The sequence below is a fragment of the Paraburkholderia phymatum STM815 genome (genome assembly GCF_000020045.1).
GTDB classification, from domain to species: domain Bacteria; phylum Pseudomonadota; class Gammaproteobacteria; order Burkholderiales; family Burkholderiaceae; genus Paraburkholderia; species Paraburkholderia phymatum.
The window spans coordinates 1,621,510-1,638,166 of record NC_010622.1 but is presented as its reverse complement, the minus strand read 5'-3'; the positions used below and the strand labels follow the sequence as shown (position 1 = coordinate 1,638,166).

13 protein-coding genes are annotated in these 16,657 nt (G+C 65.0%); 8 read left to right on the top strand and 5 right to left on the bottom strand.

The window, feature by feature from the left end; translation table 11 throughout:
• Window positions 1–9 precede the first annotated feature (9 nt).
• From hscA to iscX, 3 genes are all read left to right on the top strand, one after another.
• Complete coding sequence (gene hscA / locus BPHY_RS07410; RefSeq protein WP_012400848.1) at window positions 10–1,881, top strand: Fe-S protein assembly chaperone HscA; 1,872 nt, start codon at window positions 10–12, stop codon at window positions 1,879–1,881.
• A gap of 95 nt (window positions 1,882–1,976) precedes the next feature.
• Window positions 1,977–2,318, top strand: a complete 342-nt coding sequence (gene fdx, locus BPHY_RS07405) for an ISC system 2Fe-2S type ferredoxin (RefSeq protein WP_012400847.1) — start codon at window positions 1,977–1,979, stop codon at window positions 2,316–2,318.
• A gap of 15 nt (window positions 2,319–2,333) precedes the next feature.
• Window positions 2,334–2,531: a Fe-S cluster assembly protein IscX gene (gene iscX, locus BPHY_RS07400; protein ID WP_007586799.1), complete on the top strand. Its 198-nt coding sequence runs from the start codon at window positions 2,334–2,336 to the stop codon at window positions 2,529–2,531.
• Window positions 2,532–2,605: 74 nt separating this feature from the next.
• Here the strand turns inward: iscX and BPHY_RS07395 are convergent, their stop codons facing one another.
• From BPHY_RS07395 to BPHY_RS07375, 5 genes are all read right to left on the bottom strand, one after another.
• Entirely contained in the window at window positions 2,606–3,334 is a 729-nt protein-coding gene (locus BPHY_RS07395) for a glycine zipper 2TM domain-containing protein (RefSeq protein WP_012400846.1), read from the bottom strand.
• Between the two features lie 356 nt (window positions 3,335–3,690).
• Window positions 3,691–5,229, bottom strand: a complete 1,539-nt coding sequence (gene lysS / locus BPHY_RS07390; protein ID WP_012400845.1) for a lysine--tRNA ligase — start codon at window positions 5,227–5,229, stop codon at window positions 3,691–3,693.
• 107 nt (window positions 5,230–5,336) lie between these two features.
• Window positions 5,337–6,441 (bottom strand): peptide chain release factor 2 gene (gene prfB, locus BPHY_RS07385; protein WP_157686514.1). Its coding sequence is split into 2 segments (ribosomal slippage): window positions 5,337–6,359 and window positions 6,361–6,441, totalling 1,104 coding nucleotides; the frame shifts between segments, so codons are not numbered across the junction.
• A 690-nt stretch (window positions 6,442–7,131) separates the two neighbouring features.
• Window positions 7,132–8,838, bottom strand: coding sequence for a single-stranded-DNA-specific exonuclease RecJ (recJ, locus tag BPHY_RS07380; protein WP_041763842.1), 1,707 nt, complete (start codon window positions 8,836–8,838; stop codon window positions 7,132–7,134).
• Window positions 8,839–8,861: 23 nt separating this feature from the next.
• On the bottom strand, window positions 8,862–9,956 hold the full coding sequence (locus BPHY_RS07375) for a hypothetical protein (RefSeq protein WP_012400842.1): 1,095 nt from the start codon (window positions 9,954–9,956) through the stop codon (window positions 8,862–8,864).
• Window positions 9,957–10,263: 307 nt separating this feature from the next.
• Here BPHY_RS07375 and BPHY_RS07365 point away from each other — a divergent pair, with 307 nt between their 5' ends.
• From BPHY_RS07365 to BPHY_RS07345, 5 genes are all read left to right on the top strand, one after another.
• Complete coding sequence (locus BPHY_RS07365; RefSeq protein ID WP_012400841.1) at window positions 10,264–11,517, top strand: lipoprotein-releasing ABC transporter permease subunit; 1,254 nt, start codon at window positions 10,264–10,266, stop codon at window positions 11,515–11,517.
• Entirely contained in the window at window positions 11,510–12,253 is a 744-nt protein-coding gene (gene lolD, locus BPHY_RS07360) for a lipoprotein-releasing ABC transporter ATP-binding protein LolD (protein ID WP_012400840.1), read from the top strand. The genes BPHY_RS07365 and lolD overlap by 8 nt, the downstream gene beginning before the upstream one ends.
• Before the next feature lie 35 nt (window positions 12,254–12,288).
• A complete protein-coding gene (locus tag BPHY_RS07355) occupies window positions 12,289–13,077 on the top strand; it encodes a TatD family hydrolase (RefSeq protein ID WP_012400839.1) in 789 nt (262 codons plus the stop codon).
• A 98-nt stretch (window positions 13,078–13,175) separates the two neighbouring features.
• A complete protein-coding gene (locus BPHY_RS07350; protein WP_012400838.1) occupies window positions 13,176–15,707 on the top strand; it encodes a ComEC/Rec2 family competence protein in 2,532 nt (843 codons plus the stop codon).
• A 51-nt stretch (window positions 15,708–15,758) separates the two neighbouring features.
• Window positions 15,759–16,553 carry an alpha/beta fold hydrolase gene (locus BPHY_RS07345; RefSeq protein ID WP_012400837.1) on the top strand — a complete coding sequence of 265 codons (795 nt, stop codon included), beginning with the start codon at window positions 15,759–15,761 and terminating at the stop codon, window positions 16,551–16,553.
• Window positions 16,554–16,657: the final 104 nt, after the last annotated feature.

Genomic DNA, 16,657 nt, shown 5'->3' with positions numbered 1-16,657 from the left:
AGACTCCAGATGGCTTTACTGCAAATCTCTGAACCCGGCATGGCCCCTGCGCCGCATCAGCGGCGTCTTGCCGTCGGCATCGACCTCGGCACCACCAACTCGCTCGTCGCGGCTGTGCGCAGCGGCGTGCCCGACGTGTTGCCCGACGAGGAAGGCCACTATCTGCTGCCGTCCGTCGTGCGGTATCTGGAGAAGGGCGGTCGGCGTATCGGACGCGCCGCGAAAGCGGAGGCCGCCACCGATCCGCGCAACACGATCGTGTCCGTCAAGCGCTTCATGGGGCGCGGCAAGAGCGAGGTCGAGCACGCGGAAAACGCGCCGTACGATTTCGTCGATGCGCCGGGCATGGTGCAGATCCGTACCATCGATGGCGTGAAGAGTCCCGTCGAAGTGTCCGCAGAAATACTCGCGACGCTGCGTTACCGCGCGGAAGATACACTTGGCGATGAACTGGTCGGGGCGGTGATCACGGTGCCCGCCTATTTCGACGAAGCGCAGCGCCAGGCTACCAAAGACGCCGCCCGTCTCGCCGGCCTGAACGTGCTGCGCCTGCTGAACGAGCCGACGGCGGCAGCGATCGCCTACGGCCTCGATAACGGCGCAGAAGGGCTGTACGCGGTCTACGATCTCGGCGGCGGCACATTCGACCTGTCCATCCTGAAGCTCACGAAGGGCGTCTTCGAGGTGCTGGCGGCGGGCGGCGATTCGGCGCTCGGCGGCGACGACTTCGATCACGCGTTGTATCGGCACGTGCTCGACAAGGCGAATGTGACGCCGCAGGCGCTGACGCCCGAAGACGTGCGTCTGCTGCTGGACAGCGTGCGCGTCGCGAAGGAAGCGCTGTCGTCCGCACCGAGTGCAGCCGTTCAGGTGACGCTTGCGAGCGGCGCGAAGATCGATGTCACCGTCGACGAAGCCGCGTTCGAAACGATCACGCAGGCGCTGGTGCAGCGCACGCTCGGCCCGACGAAAAAGGCGCTGCGCGACGCCAAACTGACGGCCGCCGACATCAATGGCGTGGTGCTCGTGGGCGGCGCGACGCGCATGCCCGTGATTCGTCGCGCGGTCGAAAGCTTTTTCGGTCAGCCGCCGCTGACCAATCTCGATCCCGATCAGGTCGTCGCGCTCGGCGCGGCAATCCAGGCCGATCTGCTCGCGGGCAACCGCGGCGCCGACGGAGACGAGTGGCTGCTGCTCGACGTGATTCCGCTGTCCCTCGGCGTCGAAACGATGGGCGGCCTCGCCGAGAAGATCATCCCGCGCAATTCGACCATTCCGATCGCGCGCGCGCAGGAGTTCACGACGTTCAAGGACGGCCAGACGGCGATGGCGATTCACGTCGTCCAGGGCGAGCGCGAACTGGTGTCCGATTGCCGCTCGCTCGCGCGTTTCGAGTTGCGCGGCATTCCGCCGATGGCGGCGGGCGCAGCGCGCATCCGCGTCACGTATCAGGTCGACGCGGACGGCTTGCTGTCCGTGTTCGCACGCGAGCAGCATTCGGGTGTGGAGGCGTCGGTCGTGGTGAAGCCGTCATATGGCCTCGCTGACGACGATGTCGCACGCATGCTCGAAGACAGCTTCAAGACGGCCGAAGTCGACATGCGCGCACGAGCGTTGCGCGAGGCGCAAGTCGAGGCGCAGCGGCTGATCGAAGCGACGCAAGCGGCACTCGCCGCCGACGGCGAACTGCTAGACGCCGACGAACGCGCGACGCTCGAGGGCCTCGTTGCCGCGTTGCGCGGTGTTGCGCCTGGCGACGATGTCGACGCGATAGAAACGGCGACGAAGACGCTCGCCGAAGGCACCGACGAATTCGCGGCGCGCCGGATGGACAAGAGCATTCGACGCGCACTCGCGGGCAAGAAGCTCGACGAGCTCTGATTCACGCGGCGCGTGCCAAAAACGGCCGCGCCACCAGTAAAATGGTACGGTGCCTGAAGGGCGGCGTCCGTGCCCACAGACCAAACGGAATTTGTATGCCTCAAATCGTTGTGCTGCCTCACGTGGAACTATGTCCAGACGGCGCGGTCATCGACGCCGTGCCGGGCAAGAGCATCTGCGACAACCTGCTCGACAACGGCATCGAAATCGAGCATGCGTGCGAGAAGTCGTGCGCGTGCACGACCTGCCACGTCATCGTGCGTGAGGGCTTCAACGCGCTGGAACCGTCGGAAGAGGACGAGGACGATCTGCTCGACAAGGCATGGGGTCTCGAGCGCGAGTCGCGGTTGTCGTGCCAGGCAATCATGCCCGAAGGCGACGACCTGGTGGTCGAGATTCCGCGTTATTCGATCAACCACGCGAAGGAAAATCACTAACAGGAGCATGCAGCCATGAAGTGGACCGACACGCAAGACATCGCGATGGCCTTGACCGACAAGCACCCGGAGATCGATCCGCAACAGGTGCGGTTCACCGATCTTCACCGCTGGGTGATGGAACTGGACGGCTTCGACGACGACCCGAACCGCTCGAACGAGAAGATTCTTGAAGCGATCCAAGCGGCGTGGATCGAGGACGCAGATTATTGAGTCCCTGCAGCAGCTTGAAAAAGAAAGGCGACTTCCGAGGAAGTCGCCTTTCTTCTTGCGGCTCAAAAACGGGTTCAGCCTGCCACAAGCGTGCCATTCTGTACGCGCACGCGTTGGCCTTGCTGGAACGGCGGCGCTTCGTGATAAGTGAAGTAGCGGGTCTTGCCGTTCTCCATATGCACGCGCACCGAGTAGGTCGTCGTGCTGCGCAGATGTTTTTCGACCGAGTTCCCGGCGAGACCGCCACCCAGTGCGCCGAGCAGCGTCATGGCCGTGCGGCCGTTGCCGGCGCCGAACTGGTTGCCCACGACACCGCCCGCCACTGCACCGCCGACTGCGCCGATCCCCGTGCCGTGCCCTTCCTGACGCACGGCGGAGATGGCTTCGACGGTGCCGCAGGTCGAGCAATAGGCCGGCTGCGCCTGTTGTCGTGGTGCGTATTGCTGTTGCGGTTGTTGCGCATACTGCGGCTGTTGCGGGTATTGCTGGTTCGGTGCGGGTGCGCGCGGCGCCTGTTGAGCGGCCAGCGCTTGTTGCGCCGCTGCCTGCTGATCAGCTTGCTGCTGAGCAGCCGTCGTTTGCTGCGCGGGCAGACTGGCCGGTTGGGCCGTATCGACGACAGGCTGCTGCTGTTGGGTCACGGCAGCCGATTGCGTCTGGGGGTTTTCCGCGTCATTGCTTGACGCCCTCGGGAACAGTCCCGTCACCGCTGCTGTCGCGGCGAGACTGGCGACGATGACAGCGCCTGCAGCGACTGCGATCAGTGGATGAAGACGGCGTTGCGTGTCATTCGGATTATTCATGGTGTTTGGCCTCGTCCGGGGAGAGTTGACCGGGTTGAAGACTGCATTGCGTGCGGGGTCACACGCACGTTCTAAGTGTCGGACATCGGAAAAAGGGTAGGGTTTCAGAATGTAACCTGGCGCGCTGGCACTTCAGTTTTCCTGTTCACGCAAAAAAGCGCACGGGAGCGGCTAAGCCGCGCCGGCACCGGGCTTCGGCGAGTTCGAGGGGCGCGGATGCAAGTCGCGACAACGCAGCTTTTACCGATAGTTACAAACCGGTCGGCAACGGGGCAGGGCAAGGGGAGAAGCGCCGTGCACGGCGCCAGCAAACCCTCCGTGCACGCGATTGAAGCCGCGCTTAACGCGGCGGGAGATCAGTCTTCGCGACGCAAATGCGGGAACAGGATAACGTCGCGGATGCTCGGGCTGTCCGTGAGCAGCATCACGAGACGGTCGATGCCGATGCCGCAGCCGCCCGCAGGCGGCATGCCGTACTCGAGCGCGCGGATGTAGTCGGCGTCGTAGTACATCGCTTCCTCGTCGCCCGCGTCTTTCTGGTCGACCTGCTTCTTGAAGCGTGCAGCCTGGTCTTCGGGATCGTTCAGCTCCGAGAAGCCGTTCGCGATCTCGCGGCCCGTAATGAACAGCTCGAAGCGCTCGGTGATGCCGTCGACGCTATCCGACGCGCGCGCCAGCGGCGACACTTCGATCGGATAGTCGATGATGAAAGTCGGCTCCCAGAGTTGCGATTCCGCGGTTTCTTCGAACAGCGCCAGTTGCAGCGCGCCGATGCCCGCGTTCAGGAACGCCGGCTGTGTCGCGTCCACACCGAACTTCTTCAGTTCGGTGCGCAGGAACGCGCCGTCGGCCAGTTGCGCGTCCGAGTATTGCGGCGCGTATTTCTGGATTGCCTGCGTGATTGTCAGACGATGGAACGGCTTCGACAGATCGAGTTCGCGGCCCTGATACGTGATGGCCGCGTTGCCGAGCGCGTCGACGGCGGCCTGACGGATCAGTTGTTCCGTGAAATCCATCAGCCACTTGTAGTCGGTGTACGCAGCGTAGAACTCCATCATCGTGAATTCCGGGTTGTGACGCGGCGACACGCCCTCGTTACGGAAATTCCGGTTGATTTCGAACACGCGCTCGAAGCCGCCGACCACCAGTCGCTTCAGATACAGCTCCGGCGCGATACGCAGGAACATCTGCATGTCGAGCGCATTGTGATGCGTGACGAACGGCTTGGCCGCGGCGCCGCCCGGGATCGGGTGCAGCATCGGCGTTTCGACTTCCATGAAGTCCGCCTCGGCCATGAACTTGCGGATCGACGACACGGCCTTCGTACGTGCGACGAAGGTCTTGCGCGCTTCGTCCGTGACGATCAGGTCGACATAGCGCTGGCGATAGCGCATTTCCTGGTCGGCGAGACCGTGGAACTTGTCCGGCAGCGGACGCAGGGCTTTCGACAGCAGACGCAGTTCCGTGCAGCGCACCGAGAGTTCGCCCTTGTTGGTGCGGAACAGCACGCCCTTCGCGGCCACGATGTCGCCCAGATCCCACTTCTTGAATGCTTCGTAGGTCGCTTCGCCGACATCGGCGGGCGTGATGAAAAACTGGATCTGGCCCGAGCCGTCGCGCACCGTTGCGAAGCTCGCCTTGCCCATCACACGCTTGAGCATCATCCGGCCGGCCAGCGCGACGTGCAGCGCTTTGGTTTCGAGCGCGTCCTTGTCGGCGTCCGCGTATTCCGTTTGCAGATCGGCGGCGTGGTGGGTCGGACGGAAGTCGTTCGGATAGGCGACGCCTTGCTCGCGCAGCGCGCGCAACTTTTCGCGGCGCTCAGCGATGATCTGGTTGTCGTCCAGTTCGACTGCGTTCTGCGGGGCAGCGTTAGGCTGGGTCGGTTCGGTCATGGTGATGATGTTCGGTGTCCGGTGCCTCGTGGGCGCTCGACGATGCGGGCGCACAGGCGGTGAAAAAATGCGGCGCGGCGGAATGTGCCGCGCCGGGTGCGCTGCCCTTAGATGCCCTGTTTCAGGCTCGCGCTGATGAATGCGTCGAGATCGCCGTCGAGCACGCTCTTCGTGTTGCTGATTTCGACGTTGGTGCGCAGGTCCTTGATACGGCTGTTGTCGAGCACGTACGAGCGGATTTGATGACCCCAGCCCACGTCCGACTTGCCTGCTTCGAGCTTGTCCTGCTCCGACTGGCGTTTGCGCATTTCGGCTTCGTACAGGCGCGATTTCAGCATTGCCATCGCTTCGGCGCGATTGCGGTGCTGCGAGCGGTCGTTCTGGCACTGCACGACGATGCCCGACGGGATGTGCGTGATACGCACGGCGGAGTCCGTCTTGTTGATGTGCTGACCGCCCGCGCCCGAAGCGCGGTACGTGTCGATGCGCAGATCGGCCGGATTGACTTCGATCTCGAACGACTCGTCGATTTCCGGATAGACGAACACCGACGAGAACGACGTGTGACGGCCGCCCGACGAGTCGAACGGCGATTTGCGCACGAGGCGGTGAATGCCCGTTTCGGTGCGCAGGAAGCCGTACGCGTATTCGCCTTCGACCTTGATCGTCGCGCTCTTGATGCCGGCGACGTCGCCTTCGGACTCTTCCAGCACTTCCGTCTTGAAGCCCTTGCGTTCGCAATAGCGCAGATACTGGCGCAGCAGCATCGACGCCCAGTCGCACGCTTCCGTACCGCCCGCGCCCGCCTGAATGTCGATGAACGCGTTGTTCGGGTCGGCCGGATTCGAGAACATCCGGCGGAACTCCATGTCTTCGACGCGCGTCGTCAGCTTTGCGACGTCTTCCTCGCACGCGACGAGCGTGTCCTCGTCGTTTTCCTCGCGCGCCATATCGAAGAGGTCCTTCGTGTCGCGCAGGTCGTTATCGAGCGACGACAGCACGTCGACGACGCCTTCGAGCAACTTCTTTTCCTTGCCGAGCGCCTGTGCGTGCTGGGAGTCATTCCAGACGTTCGGGTCTTCGAGTTCCTTGTTGACTTCGATCAGTCGCACCGACTTTGCATCGTAGTCAAAGATACCCCCGGAGCTCGCCTGCGCGTGTGCGCAGGTCCGCCAGAGAGGAGTCAATGGAGTTCAGGCGTTCCGCTTCCATGTCGATCCAGTGAGATAAGTAAGGTTTTTGTCTGCGACGCAGTCAGGGTTACGATTTTGACTTCGGTTTCGTGCTTTGGTTGGCCGCCGCGTGGTGCTGTCGTGGTTCATCCGTTGCCTCTGTACAGGGCGGCAAAGAAAGCCGCTCACACCGCCGAGTCTTGACAGTTAACCACGGGCCCTCAACGTCCCCACACTCCACGCCGCAACGCACGTCTTCAACCTCGTTGCCAGCGCGCCATTCAAATGCCTCACCCGCCTTACGCGCGTCGTGAACCGCATTTGCCCCCGACCATCGCGCGCCCCGATGGCAGACGGTGATCGACCGCGTGCAGGGGCCGTGGATGTTCGACACCGCTGGCTGGGGCACAGAGGTTGAAGTGGGTGAGGCGAGCAAACGGGGCGTTGGCAACGGGGCGATGCGAGCACGACGAGGTGCCAGGCAAGGGGACGTTGGGGGCCCGTGCGTAACAACTGGCACTCGCAGTGTTAGCCGTTTTCTTTGGCCTGCTTTTCTTTGCGGCGGCAAAGAAAGGCAGGTGCCGCCCCGCACGGGGCAACGCCAGCCGACCAACAGCAAAACTCGAATGCCAGCGCAAAAGGCCGAAGGCACAAATCACAACCCGAACCGCTACACCAAAAACCAAAATTATAGCGGATCACCAGACGCGAGGGCCGCGCGCAGACCGGCCTACGACACGGCGTGTTCAACGATGAGCTGCACCCGCGCCACGCCATTCCAGGAATCGGCAGACAGTCGGTACGCAACCGTCGTCCGTGCCGGCAGCGATTCCGTATGATTGAACCAGATTGCATTGAAGCGCTGCCGCCCGCGCATCAGTTGCAGCTTGAGGTGTTTGTCCTTCACCAGCGCTTGCGACATCACATCGAATTCGCCCGAAAAAACGGGCGCGGGAAAGCCCTGTCCCCAGACAGCCGCGTCCAGCATCTCGACGAATTGCGGTGTGAAATACGCGTCTTCGAGTTCGCCGTCCGTCTCCAACGTGCGTGCCAGCACGTCCTGCGTGAGCCACTCTCGGCCGATCTGCTCGAAGGCCGCCGTGAAACGCTGCAGATCGGCGGTCGCGATGGTCAGGCCCGCCGCCATCGCGTGGCCGCCGAACCTGGCGATCAGGCCCGGCTCGCGCTTCGACACCAGATCAAGCGCGTCGCGCAGGTGGAAGCCGGGAATCGAGCGCCCCGAGCCCTTGACCGTCTCGCCACGCTCGTCGGCCAGCGCGAACGTGAATGACGGACGATGGAATTTTTCCTTCAGGCGCCCGGCGACGATGCCGATCACGCCCTGATGCCACGTCGGATTGAACAGCGTGATCGTCGTCGCGCCGGCGGGATCGACGCCCGACAAGTCATCGAGCGCCTGCTGCTGCATGCCCGCTTCGATTTCGCGCCGCTCGCGGTTCATCGCGTCGAGCTGTTGCGCGAGCTCCCACGCGCGTCCGACGTCGTCCGTCGTCAGGCAGTCGATGCCCAGCGACATGTCCGACAAACGTCCCGCCGCGTTCAACCGCGGCCCGAGCGCGAAGCCCAGATCGAAGCCCGACGCGCTGCGCGCATCGCGCCCCGCTGCGCGAAAAAGAGCGGCGATGCCCGGTTGCATGCGCCCATTGCGGATGCGCTGCAAACCCTGCGCAACCAGCACCCGGTTGTTGCCGTCGAGCTTGACGACGTCGGCCACCGTGCCAAGCGCGACGAGGTCGAGCAGGCCGTCGAGGCGCGGCTCCGGACGCGTTTCGCCGAACGCGCCGCGCGTGCGCAGTTCGGCGCGCAACGCGAGCAGCACGTAGAACATCACGCCGACGCCCGCCATGCATTTGCTCGGAAACGAGCATCCCGGCTGGTTCGGATTGACGATCGCGCGCGCGGCGGGTAGTTCGTCGCCGGGCAGGTGATGGTCGGTGACGAGCACATCGATGCCGAGCGCGTTCGCCGCCTCGACTCCGTCGACGCTTGCAATGCCGTTGTCGACGGTGATCAGCAAGTCGGGCTTGCCGCCGGGACGCTGCGCGGCAAGCCCGACGATTTCAGGCGTCAGACCGTAGCCGTACTCGAAGCGATTCGGCACGAGGTAGTCGATCTGCGCGCCGAACATCCGCAGTCCGCGTACGGCGACGGCGCAGGCGGTCGCGCCGTCGCAGTCGTAGTCGGCGACGACCAGCATGCGGCGTTTGCCTTCGATCGCATCGGCGAGCAGCGCGGCGGCCGTGTCGCAGCCTTTGAGCGACGCGGGCGGCGTGAGGCGCGCGAGGCCGGTTTCGACCTCATCGGGCAGGCAGACGCCGCGCGACGCGTACAGACGCGCGAGCACGGGATGCAGGCCGTGGCGGATCAACGCTTCGGCGTCGGCGGGAGAGCAGGGGCGGGTAACGATTCGGGTCATGCGCGGATCGGGCGGAAAACGGTTCATTCAATGAAAAGCGACGCAAACAGACGGCGCCGCCAGAATTTGCGCAGATCGCCGCGCGTGACGCTCAGCGTGACGGAGCCGGTGTCGCCGCACAGCGTCAAACCGAGTTCGCCCAGATCGCCGGCTTGCAGCGCCGTCAGCGCGGGCGCCAGCCAGTCGCGTTCGAGCGCCGCGAACGCGCCGTTCCAGCGGCCCCAGTCCTGTTCGATGAAGGGCGCCGAGAACGGATCGAGTTCGATCAAGGTGGCGTTGCCGTTCGCGCTGTCGTTGCGCCAGGCGTCGAAGGCGGCGGGCGGTGCGCCCGTCGCCGCGTTGGCGGCGAGCGCGAGACCGCGCGTCGCCGCCGCATCGGACAGCACACGTGTGAAGTCGCTGCGCACGGGCTGCGCGGCGCCTTGCGCGTGGAACCAGATCGAATTGACGGCAGGCAGCCCGCGCGCCTCGCGCGCCTCGTTCACGGGATGTTCGAACCACGCCATCTGCACTTCGTTCTGCAGCTTCATCCAGGCGCGCGAGCGCTCACCCGTGTGCGCTTCGTGCGGCAGCCAGATTTCGATGTTGCGGCCGCTCGCACGTAACGGCGACGCGCCCGCAAGCGTGCCGAACGCGTCGCTGGACAGATACCAGCGTGACGGCTGCGGCGCCTCGAGGCGCACGCCCAGCTCTTCGATCAGCGGGCGCGCCACGTCAAGGAGGGCACGCGCGTCGGCGTCGGCGAGTTCCAGCGAGGCGGGATCGATCAGGACCAGATGATCGTGCGCGATCCGCACATGCACTGGCTGCACGCAGGCCCACGTCGCGTCGCCCGGCTGGCCGCCGTCGGCGAGCAGCATGTACGGCGCGAGGGGCGCTTCGTCTTCGGCGGCCTGCCCCGCCGGCACCGCGCCGAAGCTGCGCGCGACCCAGCGCTCGTGCGGCAGCGTGCGCTGGAAGTCTTCGCCGATCACGCGTTCGACGAGCGTCGCGCGGGCGACCAGCTTGTCAAGGGCAGGGATGTCCAGGGAATGCAGCGCGATGGAGGCGTCGGCCGCGGCGGGCAGCGCGAAGGGCAGCAGAAGGTGCAGTCGGTTGGCATTCATGATGCTGCGCATTGTATGGCAAACTTCGCCCCGTTGATCCGCAATGGCGGGGAACGGAGACGGTGACTTGTGCGCCGATGCGTACAATTCACGCAACGATTGCGCGCGCACCGCGCGGTACGCCAAGGCGCCGTTGCGCGGGGCCACCGGGCCTGCGCGGGATGACGAAGCCGGCTGCAAGCCGCCGTTCTGGAACCATCGGCCGCAATTCGCGCCCAATCGACACGGCATTCGCGCGCCGGGCCGTCTTCGAACCACGGGCCGCGCGGATGTCCGGTAACTGCAGAACACAGCGCAATCACGCTGAAAAAGGACTCGCTTGAAACTTCCATATGAATGGCAGATCGGCTGGCGCTACACGCGCGCCGGCAAACGCACCACGGGGAACGGCTTCATCTCGTTCATCGCGCTCGTGTCGATGTCGGGCATCGCGCTCGGCGTCGCCGCGCTAATCGTCGTGCTGTCGGTGATGAACGGTTTCCAGAAGGAGGTGCGCGACCGCATGCTGTCGGTGCTCGCGCACGTCGAGATTTTTTCGCCGGCGGGTTCGATGCCGAACTGGCAGTTGACCGCGCAGGAAGCGAAGCAGAATAAGGAAGTGATCGGCGCGGCGCCGTACGTGGAAGCGCAGGCGCTGCTGACTCGCCAGGACGCTGTGAGCGGTGTCGCGCTGCGCGGCGTCGAGCCGTCGCTCGAGCCGGAAGTGTCGGACATCGGCAAGGAAATGAAGGCGGGCAGTCTCAACGACCTGAAGCCGGGCGAATTCGGCATCGTGCTCGGCGCGGATCTTGCCGCTGCGCTCGGCGTCACGACGGGCGACAAGATCACGCTCGTCGCGCCCGAAGGCACGATGACGCCTGCGGGTCTGTTGCCGCGCCTCAAGCAGTTCAACGTGGTCGGCGTCTTCGAATCCGGCCATTACGAATACGACAGCACGCTGGCGCTGATCGACATCCGCGACGCGCAGGCGTTGTTCCGGCTGCCCGCGCCGACTGGCGTGCGGCTGCGTCTGAAGGACATGCAGCGCGCGCCGGAAGTCGCGCATCAGCTTGCGCGCACGCTCTCGGGAGACCTGTATATCCGCGACTGGACGCAGCAGAACAAGACGTGGTTCTCGGCGGTGCAGATCGAGAAGCGGATGATGTTCATCATTCTCACGCTGATCATTGCGGTGGCCGCGTTCAATCTCGTTTCGTCCCTGGTGATGACGGTGACCAACAAACAGGCCGATATCGCGATTCTGCGCACGCTCGGCGCGCAGCCCGGTTCGATCATGAAGATTTTCGTCGTCCAGGGCATGACGATCGGCTTCGTCGGCACAGGGATCGGCGTCGCGCTCGGCTGCCTGATCGCGTGGAGCATTCCGTGGCTCGTGCCGATGATCGAGCATCTGCTACACGTGCAATTCCTGCCGCCGTCGGTGTACTTCATCAGCGAGCTGCCGTCGGAACTCGTGCCCGGCGACGTGATCAAGATCGGCGTGATCGCCTTTCTGCTGTCGTGTCTCGCCACGCTCTATCCGAGCTGGCGCGGCGCAAAGGTGCGTCCGGCGGAGGCGCTGCGTTATGAATGATCGTCCCAACAACACGTCGATGGCTTCTCAAGATTCTGCTCTGCATCCGTACGTGCTCGAAGCGACGGGCATTTCGAAGGCGTTCGTTCAGGGCGGCCTGAACGTGCAAGTGCTGAACAACACGCAACTGCATGTGCGGCGCGGCGAGAAGCTCGCGATCGTCGGCGCGTCCGGCTCCGGCAAGAGCACGCTGCTGCACGTGCTGGGCGGTCTCGACGATCCGAGCACGGGCCACGTCGAGGTGATGGGCAAGCCGTTCACGAAGCTCTCCGAGCGCGAACGCAACGACTTGCGCAACCGCGCGCTCGGCTTCGTCTATCAGTTCCATCATTTGCTGCCCGAATTCAGCGCGCTCGACAACGTCGCGATGCCGCTGCGCATCCGTCGCATGACGACGGAGGATGCGCGCAAGCAGGCACTCGACATGCTGGAACGTGTCGGGCTCGCGCATCGCGCGAAGCATCGTCCCGGCGAGCTGTCGGGCGGCGAGCGTCAGCGCGTCGCGATCGCGCGTGCGCTGGTGACCAAGCCGGCCTGCGTGCTCGCGGACGAGCCGACGGGCAATCTCGACGGCGGCACGGCGGATACGGTGTTCAACCTGATGCTCGAACTGTCGAACACGCTCTCGACCAGCTTCGTGATCGTCACGCACGATCCCGATCTGGCCGCACGTTGCGACCGCATCATGCGTTTGCGCGATGGCGTGCTGTACGAGGAGCCGACGGTCCCCGTTTGAGTACCGTTGATTGCAACCAGAGGAATGCTGCGCGCATGTGGATCGATACGCACTGTCATCTCGACGCGTCGGAATTCGACGCGGACCGCGATACCGTCGCGAGCGCGGCGTTCGACGCGGGCGTGAGCCGGATCGTGATTCCGGGCATTGCGCGCAGCAATTTTTCGACGGTGCGCGAACTGGCGCATCGCGTGGAGGGCGGGGCGTATGCGCTTGGCATTCATCCCCTTTTCACGCCGCAGGCGCAGCCTGCCGATCTTGACGTGCTGCGCATGGAAATCGAGGCGAGTCTTGCTGATCCGCGCTTCGTCGGGCTGGGCGAGATCGGTCTCGACTATTTCGTACAAGGGCTCGATGAGGACGCGCAGCAGTTCTACTACAACGAGCAACTGAAGCTCGCACGCGAATTCGATCTTCCCGTGATTTGCCACGTGCGCAAGTCGCAGGACCAGGTGTTGAAGGGCCTGCGGCGCAACAACGTGCATCGCGGCATCGCGCACGCGTTCAACGGCAGTTTCCAGCAGGCGCAGGCATTCATCGACCACGGCATGCATCTCGGCTTCGGCGGCAATGTGACGTTCGAGCGCGCGCTGCAGATCCGCCGGCTCGCGGCGCAGCTACCGCTCGATGCGCTCGTGGTCGAAACCGATGCGCCCGATATCGCGCCTTCATGGCGTTACAGGCAGCGCAACACGCCGGATCAGATCCCTGCGATCGGCGCGATTCTCGCCGAACAGCGCGGCATCGATCGAAACGAGCTCGCACTAGGCACAACGGCTAATGCGCACGCCGCATTGCCTCGGCTGGCCCTTTACCCTGCATAATCACTCTCTGGCCTGCTTCGTGCATGACCGCTGATATTGATTCGGTATCCTGATGAATATAGCGGCGATGCCGCGCGGGCGTCGGGCGCGGAGGCGGCATGCGGGCGGTGTGGTGTGGATTTGCAGTGGGCGTCGTGTGGCTGCAGCAGCAGCCCGCGTTGCCGGGATGGCTGACGTGGCTCGTATTGGCCGCGAGCGCCTGTGCGCTGGCCGTCGTTGCGCGGCTGTGCTTCCGGCGCGGCACCGGGTGGTTTTCGCGTGCGGGCTGGTTTGCAGTGCTCGTCGCGGCGGCGTGCGCCGGCTTCGGTTACGGGGCGTGGCGCGCGCAGACGCGGCTCGCGTTCGAATTGCCGCGGGAGTGGGAAGGGCGCGACATCGTCGTGCGCGGCTGGGTCAAGGGCCTGCCGACGCGCAGTGCGGACGGCGCGCGCTTCCTGTTCGCCGTTGAAGCCGCGGACGTGCCCGTCGAACGGTTTCCACGTACGCTGCAATTGTCGTGGATCGCGAACGATACGCCGCCGCCCGCGCTCGAGCCGGGTTCGCGCTGGCGCCTGAACGTGCGGCTCAAGCGTCCGCACGGCAACGCGAACTGGGGCGTGCGCGATGCCGAGGCCGCGCTGCTGGCACGCGATATCCGGGCGACGGGTTACGTGAATCTGCCGTTGCATGCACTGCGGCTGCGGGGAAAAGCGAGCGGCGTCGGCGTGACCGTCGACGGCTTGCGGTCGGCGATCCGCAATCGGATTGCCGCCGTGCTGGCCGATGCGCCGCATATGGGCGTCGTCATGGCGTTAGCGATCGGCGCGCAGGACGCCGTGAGTACCGCCGACTGGCAGTTGATGCGGCGCACGGGGACGAGCCATCTCGTCGCGATTTCGGGCTTGCATATCGGCTTCGTCGCGGGGCTTGCAGGCTGGCTGACAGGGATGGCGTGGCGGCGCTCGTTGTTCGTCGGACGCAACTGGCCTTTGCTCGTGCCCGCGCAGAAAGTGTCGATGGCGAGCGGCGCGCTGTTCGCTGCGTTTCACGCGGCCCTTGCGGGCTTCAACGTGCCCGCGCAACGGACTTTGTGGATGGCGGCCATCGCTGCGCTGAGCTATCTCGGCGGACGGCGCGTCGCGCCATCGGTGGTCCTCGCGTGGGCGCTCGGACTCGTGCTGCTGGTCGATCCCTGGGCGGTGGTATCGGCGGGATTCTGGCTGTCGTTCTGCGCGGTCGGCGCGATCCTGTTCGCAATGTCGGGGCACGCGCGTATAGCACGGAACACGTCGCGCGATGCAGGGCTGGAAGAGGGCGAGCGTACTTTCGTCATGCGCTGCGGCGACGCTTTGCGGTTGTGCATCGGCGGGTTGAACGAACGCATACGCAGCGGCGCCCGTGTCCAGCTCGCCGTGACGATCGCGCTCGCACCGCTGACGGTCTGCTTTTTTTCGCAGATACCGTTGATCGGTCCATTCGCGAATGCCTTCGCCATTCCGTGGGTGAGCGTGCTTGTGACGCCTGCCGTGATTGCCGGTGTCGCGTTGCCCGCGCCCTTCGATGCGCTTGCTTTTCGCGCCGCACACCATCTGCTGGAATGCCTGGTGGCCGGTTTGCAACTGTTTTCGAGCGCCGCGTGGACGCTCTGGCCGTTGCCCCAGCCGAGCGCATGGGCGCTGGCGTCGGCGGGCGTGGGTGTCGCATGGTGCCTCGCGCCGCCTGGCTGGCCGTTGCGCTGGGCCGCGCCGCTCACGTGGCTGCCGTTGCTCGCGCCGGCCTCGGGCGCGCCCGCCGAAGGTGCCTTCAGGCTCACAGCGCTCGATATCGGGCAAGGCTCGTCTATCGTCGTCGAGACCGCGCACCACGCATTGCTGTTCGACGCCGGTCCGGGTCCGGAGTCGACGCACGCGGGCGAACGCATCGTCGTGCCGTATCTGCAGGCGGCGGGTATCGACGCGCTCGACACGTTAGTCATCAGCCACGCCGATTCCGATCATTCGGGCGGCGCTTTGGCGGTGCTGGATAGCGTCGAGGTGCGGCAACTGCTCGCCGCTCTGCCGCCCACGCATCCGCTATGGCATGCAGCACGCGGCAAGGGCGCACAGACCGTGCGCTGCGCAGCGGGCCAGCGCTGGCAATGGGACGGCGTCGACTTCGCGATGCTCTGGCCGAGCACGGGTCCGCTGCAAGGCAAGCCTAACGCGCATTGTTGTGTATTGCGAATCGGCGCCGCAGGCGTGTCGCAAAGTCAAGCACAGGTTCGAACGCACATGCAAACGCACACGGCCGAACCACAGCCCGTGATCGCGTTGCTGGCGGCCGACATCGAAGCGCCCGTCGAACGCACGCTGCTCGCACGCGAGCGCGCCGCGTTGCGCGCGCAGATTCTGCTCGTGCCGCATCACGGCAGCAAGACCTCATCGACCGAGCCGTTCCTCGACGCGATCGATCCGTCCATTGCGGTATTTCAGGTAGGCTATCGCAACCGGTTCCATCATCCTTACGCAGGCGTCTATGCGCGTTACCAGGCACGGGGCATCGAGCTGACGCGCAGCGACGACGACGGCGCCGGACGCATCGAAGCGAGTGGTGCAGGGTTGTCACTCGAACGCTATCGGCAGACGCATCGCCGATACTGGATGGATCGATGACGAAAGGCCGGCGGCCCAATCAAGAACAAATCAGAACGGAGGCAAGAGCGCTTGAAGAACATCATCCATTTCTCGCATGCCAACGGATTTCCTGCGTCCGTGTACCGAACGATCTTCGCCGAGCTCGCGGACGACTACGACGTGCGTTTCATCGAGCGGATCGGACACGATGCGCGCTATCCCGTGACGCGCGACTGGCCGCATCTGGTCGAAGAGTTGCTGGATGACATCGGGCGCAATTACGAAAACCCGGTCTGGCTCGTCGGACATTCGCTCGGCGGCTATCTGTCGATGATGGCGGCGCTCAGAAAGCCGCAATGGGTGCGCGGCGTCGTGATGCTCGATTCGCCCCTGATCGCGGGCTGGCGCAGCAACATGCTGCGCGTGTCGCAATGGACGGGGCTCGACGAGCGGTTGTCGCCCGCGGCCGCGACGCGCACGCGCCGCACCCGCTGGGCGAGCCGCGACGAGGCGTGGCGCCACTTTCACGCGAAGCCTGCGTTCGCGCGCTGGGACGAGCGGGTGCTGTCCGACTACATCGACTTCGGCATCCCGCAGGTGGGCAGCGACGGCACGCGCGAGCTGGCTTTCGACCGGCAGACGGAATACCGGATCTACAAGACCTTGCCGCACACCTTCGGCAGCCGCCTGCTGCGCGGCGCGCCCGTGCCCGTCGGCTTCATTGCCGGCACGCGCTCGCGGGAAGTGCAGCAGGCCGGCTTGCACGCGACGCGGCGCGTAGCGGGCGAGCACCTGGAGTGGATCGAAGGCAGCCATCTGTTTCCGATGGAGCGGCCGATCGAGACGGCACGCGCCGTGCAGAGGATGCTGCGCGAACTGGAGTGAAGCGCCGCAATCCGCCGCGCATTGCAGCAGAAAGCACGCCGCGCGGGCGCGCTGAAAAGCACGTTCGATCGGTGCGGACGGGCCGCCCCAGGTATGGGCTGGAA